This is a genomic window from Xanthomonas sp. WHRI 7945, assembly GCF_035026585.1.
Window position 1 is genome coordinate 1 of the sequence record NZ_JAYIQP010000026.1, and the last position, 15,578, is coordinate 15,578.

At 69.4% G+C, this 15,578-nt stretch carries 18 protein-coding genes; 13 read left to right on the forward strand and 5 right to left on the reverse strand.

All coding sequences use genetic code 11. The features are described from left to right. Positions 1-218: 218 nt before the first annotated feature. On the reverse strand, positions 219-788 hold the full coding sequence (locus VDQ83_RS16635) for a DUF3016 domain-containing protein (RefSeq protein WP_455435765.1): 570 nt from the start codon (positions 786-788) through the stop codon (positions 219-221). A gap of 200 nt (positions 789-988) precedes the next feature. Between VDQ83_RS16635 and VDQ83_RS16640 the strand changes: the two genes are divergently transcribed. The 5 genes from VDQ83_RS16640 (at position 989) to VDQ83_RS16660 (ending at position 5,679) form a co-directional block, all read left to right on the forward strand. Further along, positions 989-1,459, forward strand: coding sequence for a hypothetical protein (locus VDQ83_RS16640; RefSeq protein ID WP_263397076.1), 471 nt, complete (start codon positions 989-991; stop codon positions 1,457-1,459). 10 nt (positions 1,460-1,469) lie between these two features. Further along, positions 1,470-1,718: a hypothetical protein gene (locus VDQ83_RS16645; RefSeq protein ID WP_455435766.1), complete on the forward strand. Its 249-nt coding sequence runs from the start codon at positions 1,470-1,472 to the stop codon at positions 1,716-1,718. 161 nt (positions 1,719-1,879) lie between these two features. After that, a complete protein-coding gene (locus VDQ83_RS16650; RefSeq protein ID WP_455435767.1) occupies positions 1,880-3,880 on the forward strand; it encodes a PAS domain-containing hybrid sensor histidine kinase/response regulator in 2,001 nt (666 codons plus the stop codon). A gap of 69 nt (positions 3,881-3,949) precedes the next feature. Further along, positions 3,950-4,273: a DUF3247 family protein gene (locus VDQ83_RS16655; RefSeq protein WP_263397079.1), complete on the forward strand. Its 324-nt coding sequence runs from the start codon at positions 3,950-3,952 to the stop codon at positions 4,271-4,273. 71 nt (positions 4,274-4,344) lie between these two features. Next, on the forward strand, positions 4,345-5,679 hold the full coding sequence (locus VDQ83_RS16660; protein ID WP_455435768.1) for a PQQ-dependent sugar dehydrogenase: 1,335 nt from the start codon (positions 4,345-4,347) through the stop codon (positions 5,677-5,679). Positions 5,680-6,267: 588 nt separating this feature from the next. Here VDQ83_RS16660 and VDQ83_RS16665 read toward each other — a convergent pair. Continuing rightward, positions 6,268-6,531 carry a hypothetical protein gene (locus VDQ83_RS16665; RefSeq protein WP_263397081.1) on the reverse strand — a complete coding sequence of 88 codons (264 nt, stop codon included), beginning with the start codon at positions 6,529-6,531 and terminating at the stop codon, positions 6,268-6,270. A gap of 142 nt (positions 6,532-6,673) precedes the next feature. Here VDQ83_RS16665 and VDQ83_RS16670 point away from each other — a divergent pair, with 142 nt between their 5' ends. Then, positions 6,674-7,747, forward strand: coding sequence for a class I SAM-dependent methyltransferase (locus VDQ83_RS16670; protein WP_455435769.1), 1,074 nt, complete (start codon positions 6,674-6,676; stop codon positions 7,745-7,747). Next, positions 7,744-8,445 carry a pseudouridine synthase gene (locus VDQ83_RS16675; RefSeq protein WP_455435770.1) on the forward strand — a complete coding sequence of 234 codons (702 nt, stop codon included), beginning with the start codon at positions 7,744-7,746 and terminating at the stop codon, positions 8,443-8,445. Before VDQ83_RS16670 ends, VDQ83_RS16675 begins: the two co-directional genes overlap by 4 nt. 192 nt (positions 8,446-8,637) lie before the next feature. Here VDQ83_RS16675 and VDQ83_RS16680 read toward each other — a convergent pair whose 3' ends face one another. Both VDQ83_RS16680 and VDQ83_RS16685 read right to left on the reverse strand, forming a co-directional pair. Beyond that, entirely contained in the window at positions 8,638-9,186 is a 549-nt protein-coding gene (locus VDQ83_RS16680; RefSeq protein ID WP_455435771.1) for a DUF1415 domain-containing protein, read from the reverse strand. 70 nt (positions 9,187-9,256) lie between these two features. Beyond that, positions 9,257-9,739: a YajQ family cyclic di-GMP-binding protein gene (locus VDQ83_RS16685; protein WP_263397085.1), complete on the reverse strand. Its 483-nt coding sequence runs from the start codon at positions 9,737-9,739 to the stop codon at positions 9,257-9,259. Positions 9,740-9,846: 107 nt separating this feature from the next. On the opposite strand from VDQ83_RS16685, the gene VDQ83_RS16690 reads away from it, so the two are divergent. From VDQ83_RS16690 to VDQ83_RS16710, 5 genes are all read left to right on the forward strand, one after another. Continuing rightward, positions 9,847-10,743 (forward strand): DMT family transporter, encoded by an 897-nt coding sequence (locus tag VDQ83_RS16690; RefSeq protein ID WP_455435772.1) that lies wholly within the window; start codon positions 9,847-9,849, stop codon positions 10,741-10,743. Positions 10,744-10,854: 111 nt separating this feature from the next. Further along, entirely contained in the window at positions 10,855-11,862 is a 1,008-nt protein-coding gene (locus VDQ83_RS16695; protein ID WP_455435773.1) for a methionine ABC transporter ATP-binding protein, read from the forward strand. Next, a complete protein-coding gene (locus VDQ83_RS16700; protein ID WP_455435774.1) occupies positions 11,859-12,554 on the forward strand; it encodes a methionine ABC transporter permease in 696 nt (231 codons plus the stop codon). The genes VDQ83_RS16695 and VDQ83_RS16700 overlap by 4 nt, the downstream gene beginning before the upstream one ends. A gap of 197 nt (positions 12,555-12,751) precedes the next feature. Next, entirely contained in the window at positions 12,752-13,555 is an 804-nt protein-coding gene (locus VDQ83_RS16705; protein WP_455435775.1) for a MetQ/NlpA family ABC transporter substrate-binding protein, read from the forward strand. A gap of 12 nt (positions 13,556-13,567) precedes the next feature. Continuing rightward, positions 13,568-14,131: a DUF1453 domain-containing protein gene (locus VDQ83_RS16710; protein ID WP_455435776.1), complete on the forward strand. Its 564-nt coding sequence runs from the start codon at positions 13,568-13,570 to the stop codon at positions 14,129-14,131. A gap of 95 nt (positions 14,132-14,226) precedes the next feature. On the opposite strand, the gene VDQ83_RS16715 is transcribed toward VDQ83_RS16710, so the two are convergent. Continuing rightward, positions 14,227-14,862, reverse strand: coding sequence for an OmpW/AlkL family protein (locus tag VDQ83_RS16715; protein WP_263397091.1), 636 nt, complete (start codon positions 14,860-14,862; stop codon positions 14,227-14,229). A 182-nt stretch (positions 14,863-15,044) separates the two neighbouring features. Here VDQ83_RS16715 and VDQ83_RS16720 point away from each other — a divergent pair, with 182 nt between their 5' ends. Then, entirely contained in the window at positions 15,045-15,575 is a 531-nt protein-coding gene (locus VDQ83_RS16720; protein WP_455435777.1) for a DNA-deoxyinosine glycosylase, read from the forward strand. Positions 15,576-15,578: the final 3 nt, after the last annotated feature.

Consider the following 15,578-nt stretch of genomic DNA (forward strand, 5'->3'; position numbering starts at 1 on the left):
TCCTCCGATGATCAGTCGGAAGACATAACGCCGTAGAGGCCCTATGTCCAGATACAAGGAGCGGCTTCAGCCGCGACGAACGCAGCGGGAGAATTTCCGGCTTCGGAAACCATCGGGGCTGGAGCCCTCTTGCAGACACTCAGCCCACTCGACGCACGTTCCTGCAGGAGCGGCTTCAGCCGCGACAAACACCAACGCGCGAAGCCGCCACGCGCCGCTCAGCGCTCAGCCATCGCCGCGTCGTCGCGGAACTCGCGGCGCAGCCAGTCGTCGAGCATCCGCTTCTCGTAGCGCAGCGGGTCGGTGCTCATGCCGATCGAGCTGTTGAACAGATAGCTGGTGTCGAGCAGCTTGCGCTCGCCCTGCTCCAGCACCTGGCCATCGGCGCCGCGCAGGGTGAACGTCAGGCTGATGCGCGGCGGGTAGATGTCGCGCATCACCCGCACGTCGTTCCACTGCACGCCATGCCAGGGCTCGTAGTCGCCCGCGCGCTTGATGTCGGTCAGTTCGACGTCCAGGCGCTGGCCGGGCGCCAACTGCTTGCCCGCGCGCTCCTGCAGGTACTCGGCCAAGTCGCGTACCCAGTCGCCGCGCTGCGCTTCCCAACGGTTGCGGCTGTGGCGCAGTTCGGTGAACGTGGTCGGGTCGGCCCAGCGCACCTGCACCGGGCCATCGCCCTCGATGCTGCGCGGGGCCTGCGGATCGGTGACGTTGCGGGTCTCGGCGGAGGCTCCGCCCGCCAACAGGCAGGCCAGGGCCAGCGCCGTCCAGGCGTATCGGATCTTCATGACGGATCTCCACGAGGGGTGCAGGTCAAGTGTGTGCCTGCGCGTGCGCCGCCGCAATCGGGACAAAGCCTGCCGTCGCCGGCGTTGGCAACCGATTCATGTCGCCGGGCCATGTGACGTGCGGTTCACGCTGCGTCGCCGCGTACTTCACGGCGCGCGCGCGACGATGACGGCCACAGATACGTTGATCCGGGGATCGCATGAAGATGCCGCTGTTCCACCATGCGCACGCCGCGGGCGATGTGCGCCTGCAGTTCATCGACTGGGCCAAGCGCAACGGGCATAGCCCGGCCAGCGGCGCGGCCAGCTTCGTCGAGCAGCAGGCGAACCTGGACGAGGCGGCGCGGCAGCTGCGGCTGGCGCCGGGCGAGGATGTGCGCCAGGAACTGCGCCGTTATCTGGCTTCGCTCGGCGAGCAGCAGGACGTGGCGGTGCAGTTCCCGCCGATCTATGCCTTCCGCAGCCCGCAGGGCCAGAACTTCCGCTATTCGCTGACCCTGGTGCTGGCCGAGAGCGGGGTCGAGTGGAAGGCGCGGGTCTGGACCGGCCTGGAGTACCTGGGCCTGATCGTCGGCCGCGGCGCCGGTCCGCGCGCCAACTACACGCGCCTGGCGCGCATGGCGGTGGAGCACGAGCTGAGCAGCGACAGCCCACGCTTCACGCTGGGCTAGAGGAGTCCGCATGTCTTACGCAATCGCACCGGAAGAGGCGGCCGCGCCGGAGCAGTGCCGCCGGCAATGCCAGCAACTGGGCGTGACCCGTGTCCAGCAGATCCTGGACCAGTCGCCGCCGCCGTCCTGGCGCGAGGAGGCCGAGCGCTGGCTGGAAGAGCAGGCCTTGCGCAGCGCACGGATGACGCAATGGGGCGTCATCGCCGGCATCGCGCTGTCGCTGCTCGGGATCGTGCTGGTCGTCGCATTCCTGTGGTGAGCCGCGGGAGGGGGCCGGCGAGGTTCCGGCTTGACGGCAGCGGAACGGCTTAACAAGATGCGGGCTGCGCGCGCCCGCTCCGGCCCTGAGGGTCTTCACGCCGTGGACGCGAGCGCCGCTTCGCTTCTTCCGTCGCCGCCGTTTCCAGAGCACACCACACCATGCAAGTCAGCACCGAATCGTCCCTCTCGTCGCTCGCGCAGGCGTCGGACCTGCACTATCGCGAGATCTTCGACAAGATCGATTCGGGGTTCTGCGTGGTGCAGGTGCTGTTCGAGGGCGACCTGGCGGTGGACTACGTGTTCCTGGAGGTCAACGCGGCGTTCGAGCGCGAGACCGGCATGCGCGACGTGATCGGCCGGCGCATGCGTGAGCTGTCGCCGACCCACGAGGAACACTGGTTCCGGCTGTACGGCGAGGTGGCGCGCACCGGTTGTTCGGCCAAGTTCGAGAACTATGCCTCGGCCCTGGCCCGTTGGTGGACGGTCGACGCGTTCCGGGTCGGCGCGCCGGAGCGCCACCAGGTGGCCATTCAGTTCCTCGACATCACCGAACGCAAGCGCGTGGAGCGCGACCTGGCCGAAAGCGAGGCGCGCTTCAGCGCGCTCGCCGAGGGCCTGCCGATGCCGGTCTGGGTGCTGGACGCCACCGGCCAACTGCGCTTCACCAATACCGCCTACGCCGAGTTCTTCGGCATCAACCCGGAGTCGGACGACGCGCGTCCCGGCTGGGGCGACGTGCTGCACCCGGAAGACGCCGGCGTGTTCGCCTTCGAGCTGCGCAGCGCGCTCGAGGAGCAACGCAACCTGCGCGCGCTGGTACGTGCGCGCCGCCACGACGGCGCCTGGCGCTGGGTCGAGATGACCGCGATGCCGCGCTATTCGTCCGAGGGCGAGTTCATCGGCCTGGCCGGCAGCAGCCCGGACGTCACCGAGCGCCGCGACATCGAACTGGCTCGCGAGCAGTTGCTGGAATCGGAGCGCAGCGCGCGCAACGCCGCCGAGAGCATGGCGCGGCTGAAGGACGAATTCCTGGCCACGCTGTCGCACGAGTTGCGCACCCCGCTGACCACCATCCTGGGCTGGAGCGACCTGCTGCTGCAGCGGCTGCCGCCGGGCGATCCGAGCAACAAGGGCCTGTCGGTGATCGCCAGCAGCGCGCGCGCGCAGCAGCGGCTGATCTCGGACATGCTCGACCTGAGCAGCATGCTGCTGGGCAAGGTGCAGCTGGAAGTGGAAGCGCTGGACCTGGTCGAACAGGTGCGCGAAGCGCTGCGTGCGCAGGAACCGGTCGCCGAGGGCAAGGACCAGGCCCTGACCCTGCGCGAGCCGGCGCAGCCGTGCCTGGTGCTGGGCGACGCCACGCGCCTGCAGCAGGTGTTCTGGAACCTGCTGTCCAACGCGGTCAAGTTCACCCCGGCGCATGGCCACATCGAACTGGCGATCGACATCGACGCCGACGGCGAGCATGTGACCGTGGCGGTGCGCGATTCCGGCGACGGCATTCCTCCGGAATTCCTGCCGCACCTGTTCGGCCGCTTCCGCCAGGCCGACGGCACCACCACGCGCCTGCATGGCGGCCTGGGCCTGGGCCTGGCGATCGTGCAGCAGCTGGTGGAAATGCACGGCGGCCAGGTCAGCGCCGCCAGCGAAGGCCGCGGCTGCGGCTCGGTGTTCACCGTGCGCCTGCCGCTGCACCGCAACGCGCCGGGCAAGCGGCCGCTGCGCGAGGTGCGCGCCTTCGCGATGGCCGAGCAGGTGGTGGAGGCCTACGCGCTGAAAGGCATGCGCCTGCTGGCGGTGGAGGACCAGCCGGACATGCTCGACTACCTGCGGCGCCTGCTCGAGGAGCAGGGCGCGGAGGTGGTCACCGCCGGGTCCGCCAGCGAGGCGCTGGAGGTGCTGGACGACGGCGGCCACGACCGCATCGACGTGATGGTCACCGACATCGGCATGCCCGGCATGGACGGCTACGGCCTGATCCGCACGATCCGCGACAACATGGGCCTGGAGGCGGCCGAACTGCCGGCCGTGGCGGTGACCGCGCTGGCGCGCGCCGACGATCGCAAGCGCGCGCTGCAGTCCGGCTTCCAGGAACACCTGGCCAAGCCCTACAGCGTGGCGCAGTTGGTGTCCGCGGTGCGCTTCGCCCGGCAACGCTGAGCGGCGGCCTTGTCCGCCGGCTCACGCCTGCGGCGCTAGGGTAGGGCGTCCCCTGCAGAGAGCACGCCGATGACCAAGTATGCCAAGCGCGTCCACACCGACCAGGCGCAGATCCAGGCGCTGGAGGAACTGATCCTGCAGTTGCCGGAGCAGTCCAACGTGCGCATCGAACTCACCGACGGCAGCGCGTTCCTGGGCACCGTCACGATCCGCCCGAGCATCCAGCAGTTCCGCGACGAGAACGAGCGCGAAGGCAGCAACGCGCAGGTGCGGATCGACGGCCTCGACGATCCTGCCGAACACCACTACATCTGGCTGGACGAGATCCGCAGCGTGCGCCAGCTTCCGGCCCGGCCCTGGGACAACGACCCGCGCGGCGACGAGACGTCTTGACGCGTCTTTCACTTTTGCCGCGGCGTGGCTGTGCATCATCGGAACCCCCCGAGCCTGGATGCCCACGAAGAATGATCACGCCCTCGCCAATTCGTGCCCGCTGGGCCTTCTGCGTGCTCAGCGCCGCCCTGCTCGCCGCCTGCGGCGATACCGCCAAGCACTCCATCGAGGAGGGGATGGGCCCGGATCCGGTGTTGCCCGACCCGGTGAAGCGCATGATCCCCACGGTGAAGGTCGCCGAGGTCAAGCGCTGGGCCGATGGCGCCGCGCCGGTGCCGGCCGCCGGCCTGGCGGTGCAGGCCTTCGCCCGCGACCTGGACCACCCGCGCTGGCTGTACGTGCTGCCCAACGGCGACGTGCTGGTGGCCGAGACCGCCGCGCCGCCGGCGCCGGAGAAGGAAAGCAGCGGCCTGCGCGACAAGATCCAGGGCGCGATGATGGCCAAGGCCGGCTCTACGGTGCCCAGCGCCAATCGCATCACCTTGCTGCGCGATGCCGACGGCGATGGCGTGGCGGAGGTGCGCACGCAGTTCCTCAAGGGCCTGTATTCGCCGTTCGGCATGGCCGTGGTCGGCGACCGCCTGTATGTCGCCAACGCCGATGCGCTGGTCAGCTTCCCGTACAAGGATGGCGACACCCAGATCAGCGCCGCGCCCAGTTTCGTCGCCAACCTGCCCGGCGGCATCAACCATCACTGGACCAAGAGCCTGCTGGCCAGCCGCGACGGCAAGAAGCTCTACGTCGGCGTCGGCTCCAACAGCAACGTCGCCGAAAACGGCATGGACGCCGAACTCAACCGCGCCGCGATCCTGGAAGTGGACGCGCAGAGCGGCGCCACCCGGGTGTTCGCCAGCGGCCTGCGCAATCCGGTCGGGCTGGCCTGGCAGCCGGGCGCGGACACGTTGTGGGTGGTGGTCAACGAGCGCGACGAGATCGGCAGCGACCTGGTGCCCGACTACTTGACCTCGGTGCGCGAGGGCGGCTTCTACGGCTGGCCGTACAGCTACTACGGCCAGCACGTGGACGAGCGCGTGCAGCCGCAGAACGCGGAGATGGTGGCCAGCGCGATCAAGCCGGACTATGCGCTGGGTGCGCATACCGCGTCGCTAGGACTGACCTTCTACGAAGGCGCGTTGCTGCCGCAGGCGTATCGGGGCGGCGCCTTCATCGGCCAGCACGGCTCCTGGAACCGCGATCCGCCGTCCGGCTACAAGGTGGTCTACGTGCCGTTCGTCGACGGCAAGCCCAGCGGCAAGGCGCAGGACGTGCTGACCGGCTTCCTCGACGCCGAAGGCAAGGCCCAGGGCCGCCCGGTCGGCGTGGCCGTGGACAAGCCCGGCGCGCTGCTGGTGGCCGACGACGTCGGCAACGTGATCTGGCGGGTGGCGCCGAAGACCGGCAAGTAGTCGCCCATGGCCGTGCCCCGGCCTGCCGGCCGGGGACGGCGGCAGGCGGACGCAAGGGTTTGTTGGAGAGCTGCGGGCCGGTCGATTAGCGCCATGCCGCGCTTTGCCCTGCCGCGCTCTTTGGATCGGAGTGGCGCGATCCTGTGTGCTGCGAGTGCTGACGCTCAGCGCGTCGCGACTGAAGTCGCTCCCACAAGGAAACGCTGCACCGTCACTGACTTGTCGGAATGCCCAAATGCCCAGTGTTGGAGCGACTTCAGTCGCGACGCGCGAAGCCAAGACCCCGCACCGAACTAGGCCTGCCCTGCACGACTTCTCTAGTCACGACAGCCCGGCCAGCACACACACACCCCTGTAGGAGCGGCTTCAGCCGCGACAGACATCACAACCCAAGCGCTGTAGAAAAACGGCGAAGAGCTCTCGAGCCGCACGCCACGTGCCGCGGGCCGCAACGCCCCCAGCTCAGACGCCCCATTCCAACGGCACAATCCCCGCCACCCCAGGGAAAGCCGACCCCGCACCCAAACCAGACACGGCAATGCCAGGCACGCCAACGCGCGCCCGGCATCGCAGATGGCGCTCGGCGGCCTAGTGGTCCACCGGCGCCGGCTCCACGCCGAAGCGGCGCGCATAGCCGCGCTCGTTGAACACGCGCTCCACCTCGGCATCGCCCAGTTCCGGCGCGGCATAGACCGCATAGACCACGCTGCCGTCGTCGCGCTCGCCGCGCTGGTGCAGGCGGTAGCGCGGGCGCCCCGTGCCGGTGTTTTCCGGGTAGTGCAGCGGTGGCTGGCTGCCGTCCAGGTCCACTTCGCTGTTGTCGACGACGCCACCGATGAACACTGCGCGCATTTGCCTCTCCATCCGTTCGGGGTGACCTGCAGCCTAGGCGCGGCAATGTTGCCATCGCATCAATGATGCGTTCGCTTAACGCAAAACCGGGCCGGCGGCGCGCTGCCGGTAGAATGCGCATTCCCTGTCCGATCCCGATCCCATGCCGGCTCTGCAAGACGCTCCCCTCGACACCCTGTTCCTGCCCTTCGCCCAGGGCGCGCTGCGCTGGCCCGCCGGCAAGGTGCTGTTCCTGCGCGCGCGCGACGGCTGGGCGTTGCGCCAGCATGCGCAGCCGGCGCAACTGGTGTGCGAACAGGGCTACCGCCCGTTCGCCACCGCCCTGGAGCAGGGCGGCTGGCAGGTCCGCGCCGAGGACGCCGGCGAGCACGACGACGCCGGCGGCTATGCGTTGGTGCTGGTGCTGCCGCCGCGCCAGCGCGACGAAGCGCGCGCGTTGCTGGCGCGCGCGGTGGCGCTGGCCGCGCCGGGCGGGGTGGTGCTGGCCTGTCAGTCCAACAACGAAGGCGCCCGCTCCGGCGAGGACGACCTGCAGCAGCTGGCCGGGCTGGGCGGCAAGCTGACCAAGAACCACTGCCGCGCGTACTGGACCGCGCCGCTGCACGGCGGCCACGACGCCGCGCTGCAGCAGCGCTGGGCCAAGCTGGATGCGCCGCGGCCGATCCTGGACGGGCGCTTCCGCAGCCGTCCCGGCGTGTTCGCCTGGGATCGCATCGATCCGGCCTCGGCGTTGCTGGCCGAACACCTGCCGGCCGACCTGGCCGGTCGCGGCGCCGATCTCGGCGCAGGCTACGGCTATCTGTCTGCGGAATTGCTGGCGCGTTGCCCGAAGATCGCCGCGCTGGACCTGTTCGAGGCCGACGCGCGTGCGCTGGCGCTGGCCCGCTCGAATCTGGCGCAGGCGCCAGCCGCGGTGGAGATGGGCTACCACTGGCACGACGTGACCGCGGGGCTGCCGGCGCAGTACGACTTCATCGTCAGCAACCCGCCGTTCCATGCGCCCGGGCGCATGGAGCGCCCGGACATCGGTCGCCGCTTCATCGCCGTGGCCGCGCAGGCGCTCAAGCCCGGCGGCAAGCTGTATCTGGTGGCGAACCGGCACCTGCCCTACGAGGCAGTGCTCGATACCAGCTTCGGCGACACCAAGGTGGTCGCCACCCGCGACGGCTTCAAGCTGATCCTGGCGGTGCGTGCCCGCGCCACGGTCCGCCGATGAAGCTGGTCAAGCATCTGGCAAACCTGGGCTACGGCAGCCGCAAGCAGGTTGCACTGATGTTCCGCGAAGGCCGCGTCACCGACGCCGACGGCGAGGTGCTGTACGCCGACGACCAGGTCGAGCACGCGACGATCCGCATCGACGGTGAGGCGCTGGACCCGCCGCCGGGGCTGATCCTGGCGCTGCACAAGCCGGTCGGCTACACCTGCTCGACCAAGGATCCGGGCCGCATCGTCTACGACCTGCTGCCGCCGCGCTTCCGCCTGCGCTCGCCGCTGCTGTCCACGGTCGGGCGGCTGGACCGCGACACCAGCGGCCTGCTGCTGATGACCGACGACGGCGCGCTGCTGCATCGCATCGTCTCGCCGAAATCGCAGCTGGCCAAGGTCTACGAAGCGACCCTGGCCGAGGACCTGCGCGGCGACGAGGCGGCGCAGTTCGCCAGCGGCACGCTGTTGCTGGACGGCGAGACCACGCCGCTGCTGCCGGTGGAGCTGGAAGTGCTGGGCCCGCGCCAGGCGCGCATCACCCTGTACGAAGGCCGCTACCACCAGGCACGGCGCATGTTCGCCGCGGTCGGCAACCACGTGGCGACGCTGCACCGCAGCCGCATCGGCGGCTTCGCGCTGGAACAGACGCTGCCGGCCGGACAGTGGCGCGTGCTGGAGGCGGCGGATCTGGCGCAGGTGTTTGGGTAAGGAGCCGGGACTCGGGACTGGGGACTGGGGACTCGGAAGCCGGCGCGCTTGTTGGTGCCGGTCGGTCCGGATATCTGCAGGGCGCGGTAGCGTTGTAGGAGCGGCTTCAGCCGCGACCTGCGTTACCGGTGGTGCTTGTCGCGGCTGAAGCCGCTCCTGCAGGGATACAGGAATCCGGATGCTCTTCGCGCTTCACGCGAACAGCTTTTTCCACCCATCCAGGCCGAGCGTTTCCAACGTCTGCAGATTGCGCTCCACGATCACGTCCGCGTCCGGGAACGCGGCCACCGCGCGTTCGACGCTGTCCTCGCGCAGCAGGTGCAGGGTGGGGAAGGGTGCGCGGTTGGTGTAGTTGCCGATGTCCTCCGGCGCGGTGCCGGCGAACTGGTACTGCGGATGGAAGCTGGCCACCTGCAGGATGCCGTGCAGGTCCAGCGCCTCCACCGCGGCGTCGGCGTTGTCGAGGAAATCGTTGTAGTCCAGGAAATCGCCCAGCACCTGCGGATGCACGATCAAGGTGGTGTCGATCTGCTCGGCGGGGGTGTCGCGCAGCAACAGCAGTTCCTCGCTCAGCTCTTCCAGCAGCGCCTCCGGCGTGGTCGCGTCGCTGAGCACGTAGCGGATCTGCTGCTTGACGTGCACCGCCTTGGCGAACGGACACAGGTTCAGGCCGATGACCGCGCGTTCCAGCCACAGGCGGGTCGCGGCGATCGGGTCGGCGTTGGGGTCGGGAGCGTTCAAGGCGGTTCCAGCGGGCGAGGGCGGGCGGCGGGCGGGCGAAGCGTGCGGCGGATATGCCGCCGCGCACGGGTCAGTCGCGGAAATTCTCGAACTGCAGCGGCAACTCGAAATCGCTCTTCTTCAGCAGCGCCATCACGTCCTGCAGGTCGTCGCGCTTCTTGCCGCTGATGCGCAGCTTGTCGCCGTTGATCTGCGCTTCCACCTTGAGCTTGGCGTCCTTGATCGCGGCGACGATCTTCTTGGCCAGCTTCTGCTCGATGCCCTGCTTGACCGTGACCTTCTGCCGCGCGCCGGCCAGGTTGGTCTCCACGTCGCCGAATTCCAGGCAGCGCACATCGATGCCGCGCGCGATCAGCCGCGCGCGCAGGATGTCGGTCATCTGCTTGACCTGGAAGTCGCTCGGCGCCGCCTGGGTGATGACCTGGTCGTCGAGCTCGAAGCTGGCCTCCACGCCCTTGAAATCGAAGCGGGTCGACAGCTCGCGGTTCGCCTGGTCGATGGCATTGGTCAGTTCGTGCTTGTCGATTTCGGAGACGACGTCGAAGGAAGGCATGGCAGATCCTCGGGAAAGACCCCATATCCTACCGATGTAGCCGCAGCGCCGCTGCCGACGCGGCCGCGCTGCTGGGCGGCGCGAACGATCGCGGCGATAATCCGCGCATGCCCACCTCCCGTTCCAACGCCGCGGCCGCCGCCTGGATGGTTGCGGCGGTCGCTTGCTTCGCGCTGATGGATGCGGCGATGAAGATGCTGACCGCGCACTATCCGGCGCTGCAGGTCGCCACGCTGCGTGGCGGCGCCTCGCTGCCGTTCGTGCTGATGTGGGTGCTGGCCACCGCCGGCCCGCGCTCGATCCTGCCGGTGCGTTGGGGCCTGCACCTGCTGCGTGGCGTGCTCGGCATCGCCATGATCGGCTGCTTCGCCTGGGCGCTGCGCAGCCTGCCGCTGTCCACCGCCTACACGATCTACTTCGTCGCGCCGTTGCTGGTGGCGGCGCTGTCGGTGCCGCTGCTGGGCGAACACGTCGGTCCGCGGCGCTGGGCCGCGATCGGCATCGGCCTGGTCGGGGTGCTGGTGGTGCTGCGCCCGGGCGTGGGTGGCTTCGTGTCGCTGCCGGGGCTGATGGTGCTGCTGGCGGCGGCCGCCTACGCGGTCGCGGCGGTGCTGGTCAGCCTGCTGGCGCGCACCGAGACGCCGCAATCGCTGGTGGTCTGGTTCCTGCTGATCATGGCGCTCGGCGCCGGGGCGCTGGCGCTGCCGGGCTGGGTCCCGCTGCGCTTGGCCGATGCCGGCTGGATCGCCGCGCTCGGCCTGGCCGGCGCGCTGGGACAGGTGGCCTTGACCCAGGCGTTCCGCCGCGGCGACGCCTCGCTGATCGCGCCGCTGGAGTACAGCGGGCTGATCTGGGTGATCCCGTGGGACTGGCTGCTGTGGCGCAAGCTGCCCGACGCCTGGACCTGGCTGGGCGCGGCGATCATCGTCGCCAGCGGCCTGTACCTGCTGCACCGCGAGCGGGTCCGCGCCACCGTGCGTCTGCCGCCGCAGGCGCATCCGTAGCCGGCGCCGCTGCCTGCGGCTGCACGCGCAAGCGTTAGAATCGAATGGAATAACGCGCACAACCTTGGCCTGATAGGCTTTGCGCCCCCTTCCGCTGCCGGTCCCCGCGCGTTGATCCAGTTCGAGCACCTGCACAAGTCCTACTCCGTCGCCGGCCAATCGGTCGTGGCGCTGCACCCGCTCGACCTGGAAATCCGGGCCGGCGAGGTGTTCGGCATCATCGGCCACTCCGGCGCCGGCAAGTCGACCCTGATCCGGCTGATCAACCGGCTCGAGGAGCCCAGCGGCGGGCGCCTGCTGATCGGCGGCGAAGACGTCACCGCGCTCGACCGCGCCGGCCTGCGCACGCTGCGCCGGCGCATCGGCATGATCTTCCAGCACTTCAACCTGCTGTCCTCGCGCAGCGTCGCCGGCAATGTCGCCTTCCCGCTGGAACTGGCCGGCACCCCGCGCGCGCAGATCGATGCGCGGGTGGCCGAACTGCTGGCCCGGGTCGGCCTGGCCGAGCACGCCAACAAATATCCGGCGCAGCTGTCCGGCGGGCAGAAGCAGCGCGTCGGCATCGCCCGCGCGCTGGCCACCGGACCGCAGATCCTGCTCTGCGACGAGGCCACCAGCGCGCTGGATCCGCAGACCACCGCCTCGGTGCTGAGCCTGCTGGCGCAGATCAACCGCGAGCTGGGCCTGACCATCGTGCTGATCACCCACGAGATGGACGTGATCCGCCGCGTCTGCGACCGCGTGGCGGTGCTCGACGCCGGGCACCTGGTCGAGAGCGGGCCGGTCACCGAGGTGTTCCTGCACCCGCGGCATCCGACCACGCGCCGCTTCGTGTCCGAGGCCGAGCATGTCGACGAAGGCGAACTGCATCGCGACTTCGGCGCGGTGGCCGGGCGCATCCTGCGCCTGACCTTCGTCGGCGGCGATACCTATGCGCCGCTGCTCGGGCGCATCGCGCGCGAGACCGCGGTGGACTACAACATCCTGTCCGGGCGCATCGACCGGATCAAGGACACCCCGTACGGCCAGCTGACCGTGGCCCTGGTCGGCGGCGACGTGGACGCGGCGCAGGCCGCGTTCGTCGCCGCCAGCGTGCATGTCGAGGAGTTGCGCCGATGATCCCGTTCGCGACCGCCGCCAGCGGTTTCTTCCGCAATCTCGACCCCGGCAAATGGGCCGAGATCGGCAACGCCACGCTGGACACGCTGCTGATGCTCGGCGGCTCGCTGCCGCTGACCCTGCTGATCGGCCTGCCGCTGGGCGTGCTGCTGTTCCTGACCGGACCGCGCCAGACCCACCAGCGGCCGCTGCTGTACGGCATGCTGGCGCTGGCGATCAACGTGCTGCGCTCGGTGCCCTTCATCATCCTGATGATCGCGATGATCCCGCTGACCCTGTGGGCGATGGGCACCTCGCTGGGCGTGCGCGGCGCGATCCTGCCGCTGGTGGTCGGCGCGGCGCCGTTTTATGCGCGGCTGGTGGAGACCGCGCTGCGCGAAGTGGACCGCGGCGTGGTCGAGGCCAGCCTGGCGATGGGCGCGACCACCTGGCAGCTGGTGACGCGGGTGCTGCTGCCCGAGGCGCGGCCGGGACTGATCGCCGGCGCCACGGTGACCACCATCGCGCTGATCGGCTTCACCGCGATGGGCGGCGCGATCGGCTCCGGCGGACTCGGCGACCTGGCCTACCGCGACGGCTACCAGCGTTCGCACGCCGACGTGGCGCTGATCACCGTGGTGGTGTTGCTGTTGCTGGTGCAGGGCCTGCAGATGCTCGGCGATCGGCTGGTCGCGCATTACAGCCGGCGCTGAGCGCGTGTCGCTACCGTACCGCGCTTTTTGTAGGAGCGGCTTCAGCCGCGACCGCTTTGCCGATAGATCCGGTCGCGGCTGAAGCCGCTCCTACACAAGCGCCACTACGCCCTTCGCCGCATGCAGCGGCCAGGTCTGCTAGCTTGCTTGCATGGCGGCCTGGCCGCTCTTCTTCCCCACGTTTTCGGATTCCCGCCATGACCAAGCTCCCGCTTCGCCTGCTGCTCGCCACCGCCGTGCTCGCCCTGGCCGCCTGCGGCAAGTCCACGCCCGGTGCCGACACCACGCGCCTCAGCGTCGCCGCCACCGCGGTGCCGCATGCGGAGATCCTTGAGGTGGTCAAGCCGCTGCTGGCCAAGCAGGGCGTGACCCTGGAGGTGCGCGTGTTCAACGACTACGTGCAGCCCAACGACCAGGTGGTGCAGAAGCAGATCGACGTGAACTACTTCCAGACCGAGCCGTACCTGGACGCCTACAACCGCGATCGCAAGAGCGACCTGGTCACCGTGGTCGGCGTGCACATCGAGCCGTTCGGCGCCTACTCTCGCCGGGTCAAGTCGCTGGCCGAGCTGCCGCAGGGCGCCGACGTGGTGATCCCCAACGATCCCAGCAACAACAGCCGCGCGCTGATCCTGCTGGACAAGGCCGGGGTCATCAAGCTCAAGGATCCGTCCAACGCGCTGTCCACCCAGCGCGACATCGTCGCCAATCCCAAGCAGCTGAAGTTCCGCGAACTGGATTCGGCGATGCTGCCGCGGGTGCTGGACCAGGTCGACCTGGCGCTGATCAACACCAACTACGCGCTCGATGCCGGGCTCAATCCCACCCGCGACGCGCTGGCGATCGAGAGCAAGGACTCGCCGTACGTGAACTTCCTGGTCGCGCGCGCCGACAACAAGGACGACCCACGCGTGCAGAAGCTGGCCAGGGCGCTGACCAGTCCCGAAGTCAAGGCCTTCATCGAGCGCAAGTACCAGGGCGCGGTGCTGCCGGCGTTCTGAGGAGACCCGCGCATGCCGTTGCTGCTGGCCATTCCGCTGGCGATCGTGATCGCGCTGGCGGTCACCGCGGTGTTGTTGCCGCTATCGCTGCTGCAGCGCTTCCGCTACGGCACCTCGCGGCGCCAGGCGCGGGCGTGGCTGGCCGGCGTGCAGTTCTGGTCGGCGCTGGTGTCCAGCGCGCTGTTGCTGGGCTTCGCGCTGATCGCCGCGCATTGGTGGCCGAACGCGGCGGCCTATGCCTGTCTCGGTTGGCTGGCGGGCCTCGCCCTGGGCGCGCTGGGGATCTGGTTGAGCCGGTTCGAACCGCTGCCGCAGGGCCTGTACTACACGCCGAACCTGTGGCTGGTGCTGGCGATGACGTTGCTGGTGGTGGCGCGCATCGGCGCCGGCCTGGTGCAGGGCTGGCGCAGCATGAGCGAGCACGCGGCGTGGCCGGCGCAGGGCTGGATGAGCCACGCCAGCCTGCTGGCAGCCGCGGCCTTGTTGCTCGGCTACGCCTGCGCGTATGCGTGGCTGCTGCGGCGCAAGGCGCGCCATTACGACCGCTATCGCGGCTACGACCGCTCGCCGCGCTGAAGCGGCGGATCGGCGCGCAGTGCCGCAGTGGCGGCCAGCGCAAAAACAAACGGGCCCGATCGGGCCCGTTTGCTGGTGACGTGGAGCAGGCGCGCTTAGAAGCGCGCGCCGACGCCGAAGCTGACCAACCACGGATCCAGCTTCAGGTCCTGGCCGGTGCCGCTGCCGGCGACCTGCACTTCCGGGCGCGAATGCATGTAGCGCGCATCGGCACGGGCGAACCAGGTCGAGTTGATGTTCATGTCCACGCCGACGGTGCCGATCGCACCCTTGGCGGTGTCCAGGCCGACGTGCTGGCCGCTGGCCGACAGGCCATCGATCTTCTCGTTGCTGAAGTTGGACTCGTAGTAACCGACGCCGACGAACGGACGGAACACGTTGTCCGCCTGGCCGAAGTGGTACTGGCCGCTCAGCGCCAGCGGCTGCTGCTCGACCGTGCCGACCTTGCCCACGCCGCTGGCGTTGACGCGGTGGTTGAACTTGTCGGCCGCGCCCCACAGTTCCACCGCCCAGTTGTCGTTGATCAGCCAGCTGGCGCTGATGGTCGGCGCCGGGCCGCCATCGATGTCCAGGCCATTGGCCGGCTTGGAATGGGGGTCGAGCAGGGTTGCGCTGCCGACGACGGAAAAGCGCTTGCCGGATGCAGTATCGGCGCCGTCCTGCGCAAACGCGGCAGGCGCGAACGCGAGAGCGGAAACGACAGCCAGGCTCAGCATTTGAATGGACCGCATTGGGAATCTCCTCATCTTTTTCTTGTGGGGCCACGGGAGTGGGCGCGCACACCGTATCGATGAGAAGATGAATCGACGCCGACCTCGTCCGGGCGAGTCCAGGCATCGTTCAGACACACGCGTTCGATGCCTGAAATAACGAGGTTTTAAGGCTTGGCGACATTCATCGTGGTGCCCTCGACGTGACGACGCAAACGCTGTTACAGGGCTTGCCCGCGCAGATCCGCGACGATTGCCGGGTGTTGATTCTCGGCTCCATGCCCGGCGCGGCCTCGCTGCAGCACGCGCGCTACTACGCGCATCCGCGCAACCGTCTGTGGCCGCTGCTGGGCGCGTTGTGCGGCTTCGATCCGCAACTGGACTACCACGCGCGCTTGCAGGCCATGCACGCGTGCGGCGTGGGCCTGTGGGACGTGATCGGCCAGTGCCGGCGCAGCGGCAGCCTGGACGCGGCGATCATGCGCGGCAGCGAAGTGCCCAATCCCTTGCCCGCGCGCATCGCGCAGTTGCCGCAGTTGCGCGCGATCGCCTGCAACGGCGCCGCCGCGGCAAACGCGTTCGCGCGTTTCGTGCAGCCGCAGCTGGCGCCGCGCGATCCGGCGCTGGCGGTGCTGGCGCTGCCCTCGACCAGCCCGGCCAACGCCGCGTTCTCGCTGCCGCGGCTGCAGCAGGCCTGGGGGCCGCTGCAGGCCTGGCTTACGCCCTCGTCGTAGCCC

Bases quoted from the DNA above. Each gene is read 5' to 3' on its own strand.
- VDQ83_RS16635 (WP_455435765.1), bottom strand. From the start codon at position 788: ATGAAGATCCGATACGCCTGGACGGCGCTGGCCCTGGCCTGCCTGTTG.
- VDQ83_RS16690 (WP_455435772.1), top strand. From the start codon at position 9,847: ATGCCCACCTCCCGTTCCAACGCCGCGGCCGCCGCCTGGATGGTTGCG.
- VDQ83_RS16685 (WP_263397085.1), bottom strand. From the start codon at position 9,739: ATGCCTTCCTTCGACGTCGTCTCCGAAATCGACAAGCACGAACTGACC.
- VDQ83_RS16700 (WP_455435774.1), top strand. From the start codon at position 11,859: ATGATCCCGTTCGCGACCGCCGCCAGCGGTTTCTTCCGCAATCTCGAC.
- VDQ83_RS16640 (WP_263397076.1), top strand. From the start codon at position 989: ATGAAGATGCCGCTGTTCCACCATGCGCACGCCGCGGGCGATGTGCGC.
- VDQ83_RS16670 (WP_455435769.1), top strand. From the start codon at position 6,674: ATGCCGGCTCTGCAAGACGCTCCCCTCGACACCCTGTTCCTGCCCTTC.
- VDQ83_RS16655 (WP_263397079.1), top strand. From the start codon at position 3,950: ATGACCAAGTATGCCAAGCGCGTCCACACCGACCAGGCGCAGATCCAG.
- VDQ83_RS16705 (WP_455435775.1), top strand. From the start codon at position 12,752: ATGACCAAGCTCCCGCTTCGCCTGCTGCTCGCCACCGCCGTGCTCGCC.
- VDQ83_RS16645 (WP_455435766.1), top strand. From the start codon at position 1,470: ATGTCTTACGCAATCGCACCGGAAGAGGCGGCCGCGCCGGAGCAGTGC.
- VDQ83_RS16665 (WP_263397081.1), bottom strand. From the start codon at position 6,531: ATGCGCGCAGTGTTCATCGGTGGCGTCGTCGACAACAGCGAAGTGGAC.
- VDQ83_RS16710 (WP_455435776.1), top strand. From the start codon at position 13,568: ATGCCGTTGCTGCTGGCCATTCCGCTGGCGATCGTGATCGCGCTGGCG.
- VDQ83_RS16660 (WP_455435768.1), top strand. From the start codon at position 4,345: ATGATCACGCCCTCGCCAATTCGTGCCCGCTGGGCCTTCTGCGTGCTC.
- VDQ83_RS16675 (WP_455435770.1), top strand. From the start codon at position 7,744: ATGAAGCTGGTCAAGCATCTGGCAAACCTGGGCTACGGCAGCCGCAAG.
- VDQ83_RS16715 (WP_263397091.1), bottom strand. From the start codon at position 14,862: ATGCGGTCCATTCAAATGCTGAGCCTGGCTGTCGTTTCCGCTCTCGCG.
- VDQ83_RS16650 (WP_455435767.1), top strand. From the start codon at position 1,880: ATGCAAGTCAGCACCGAATCGTCCCTCTCGTCGCTCGCGCAGGCGTCG.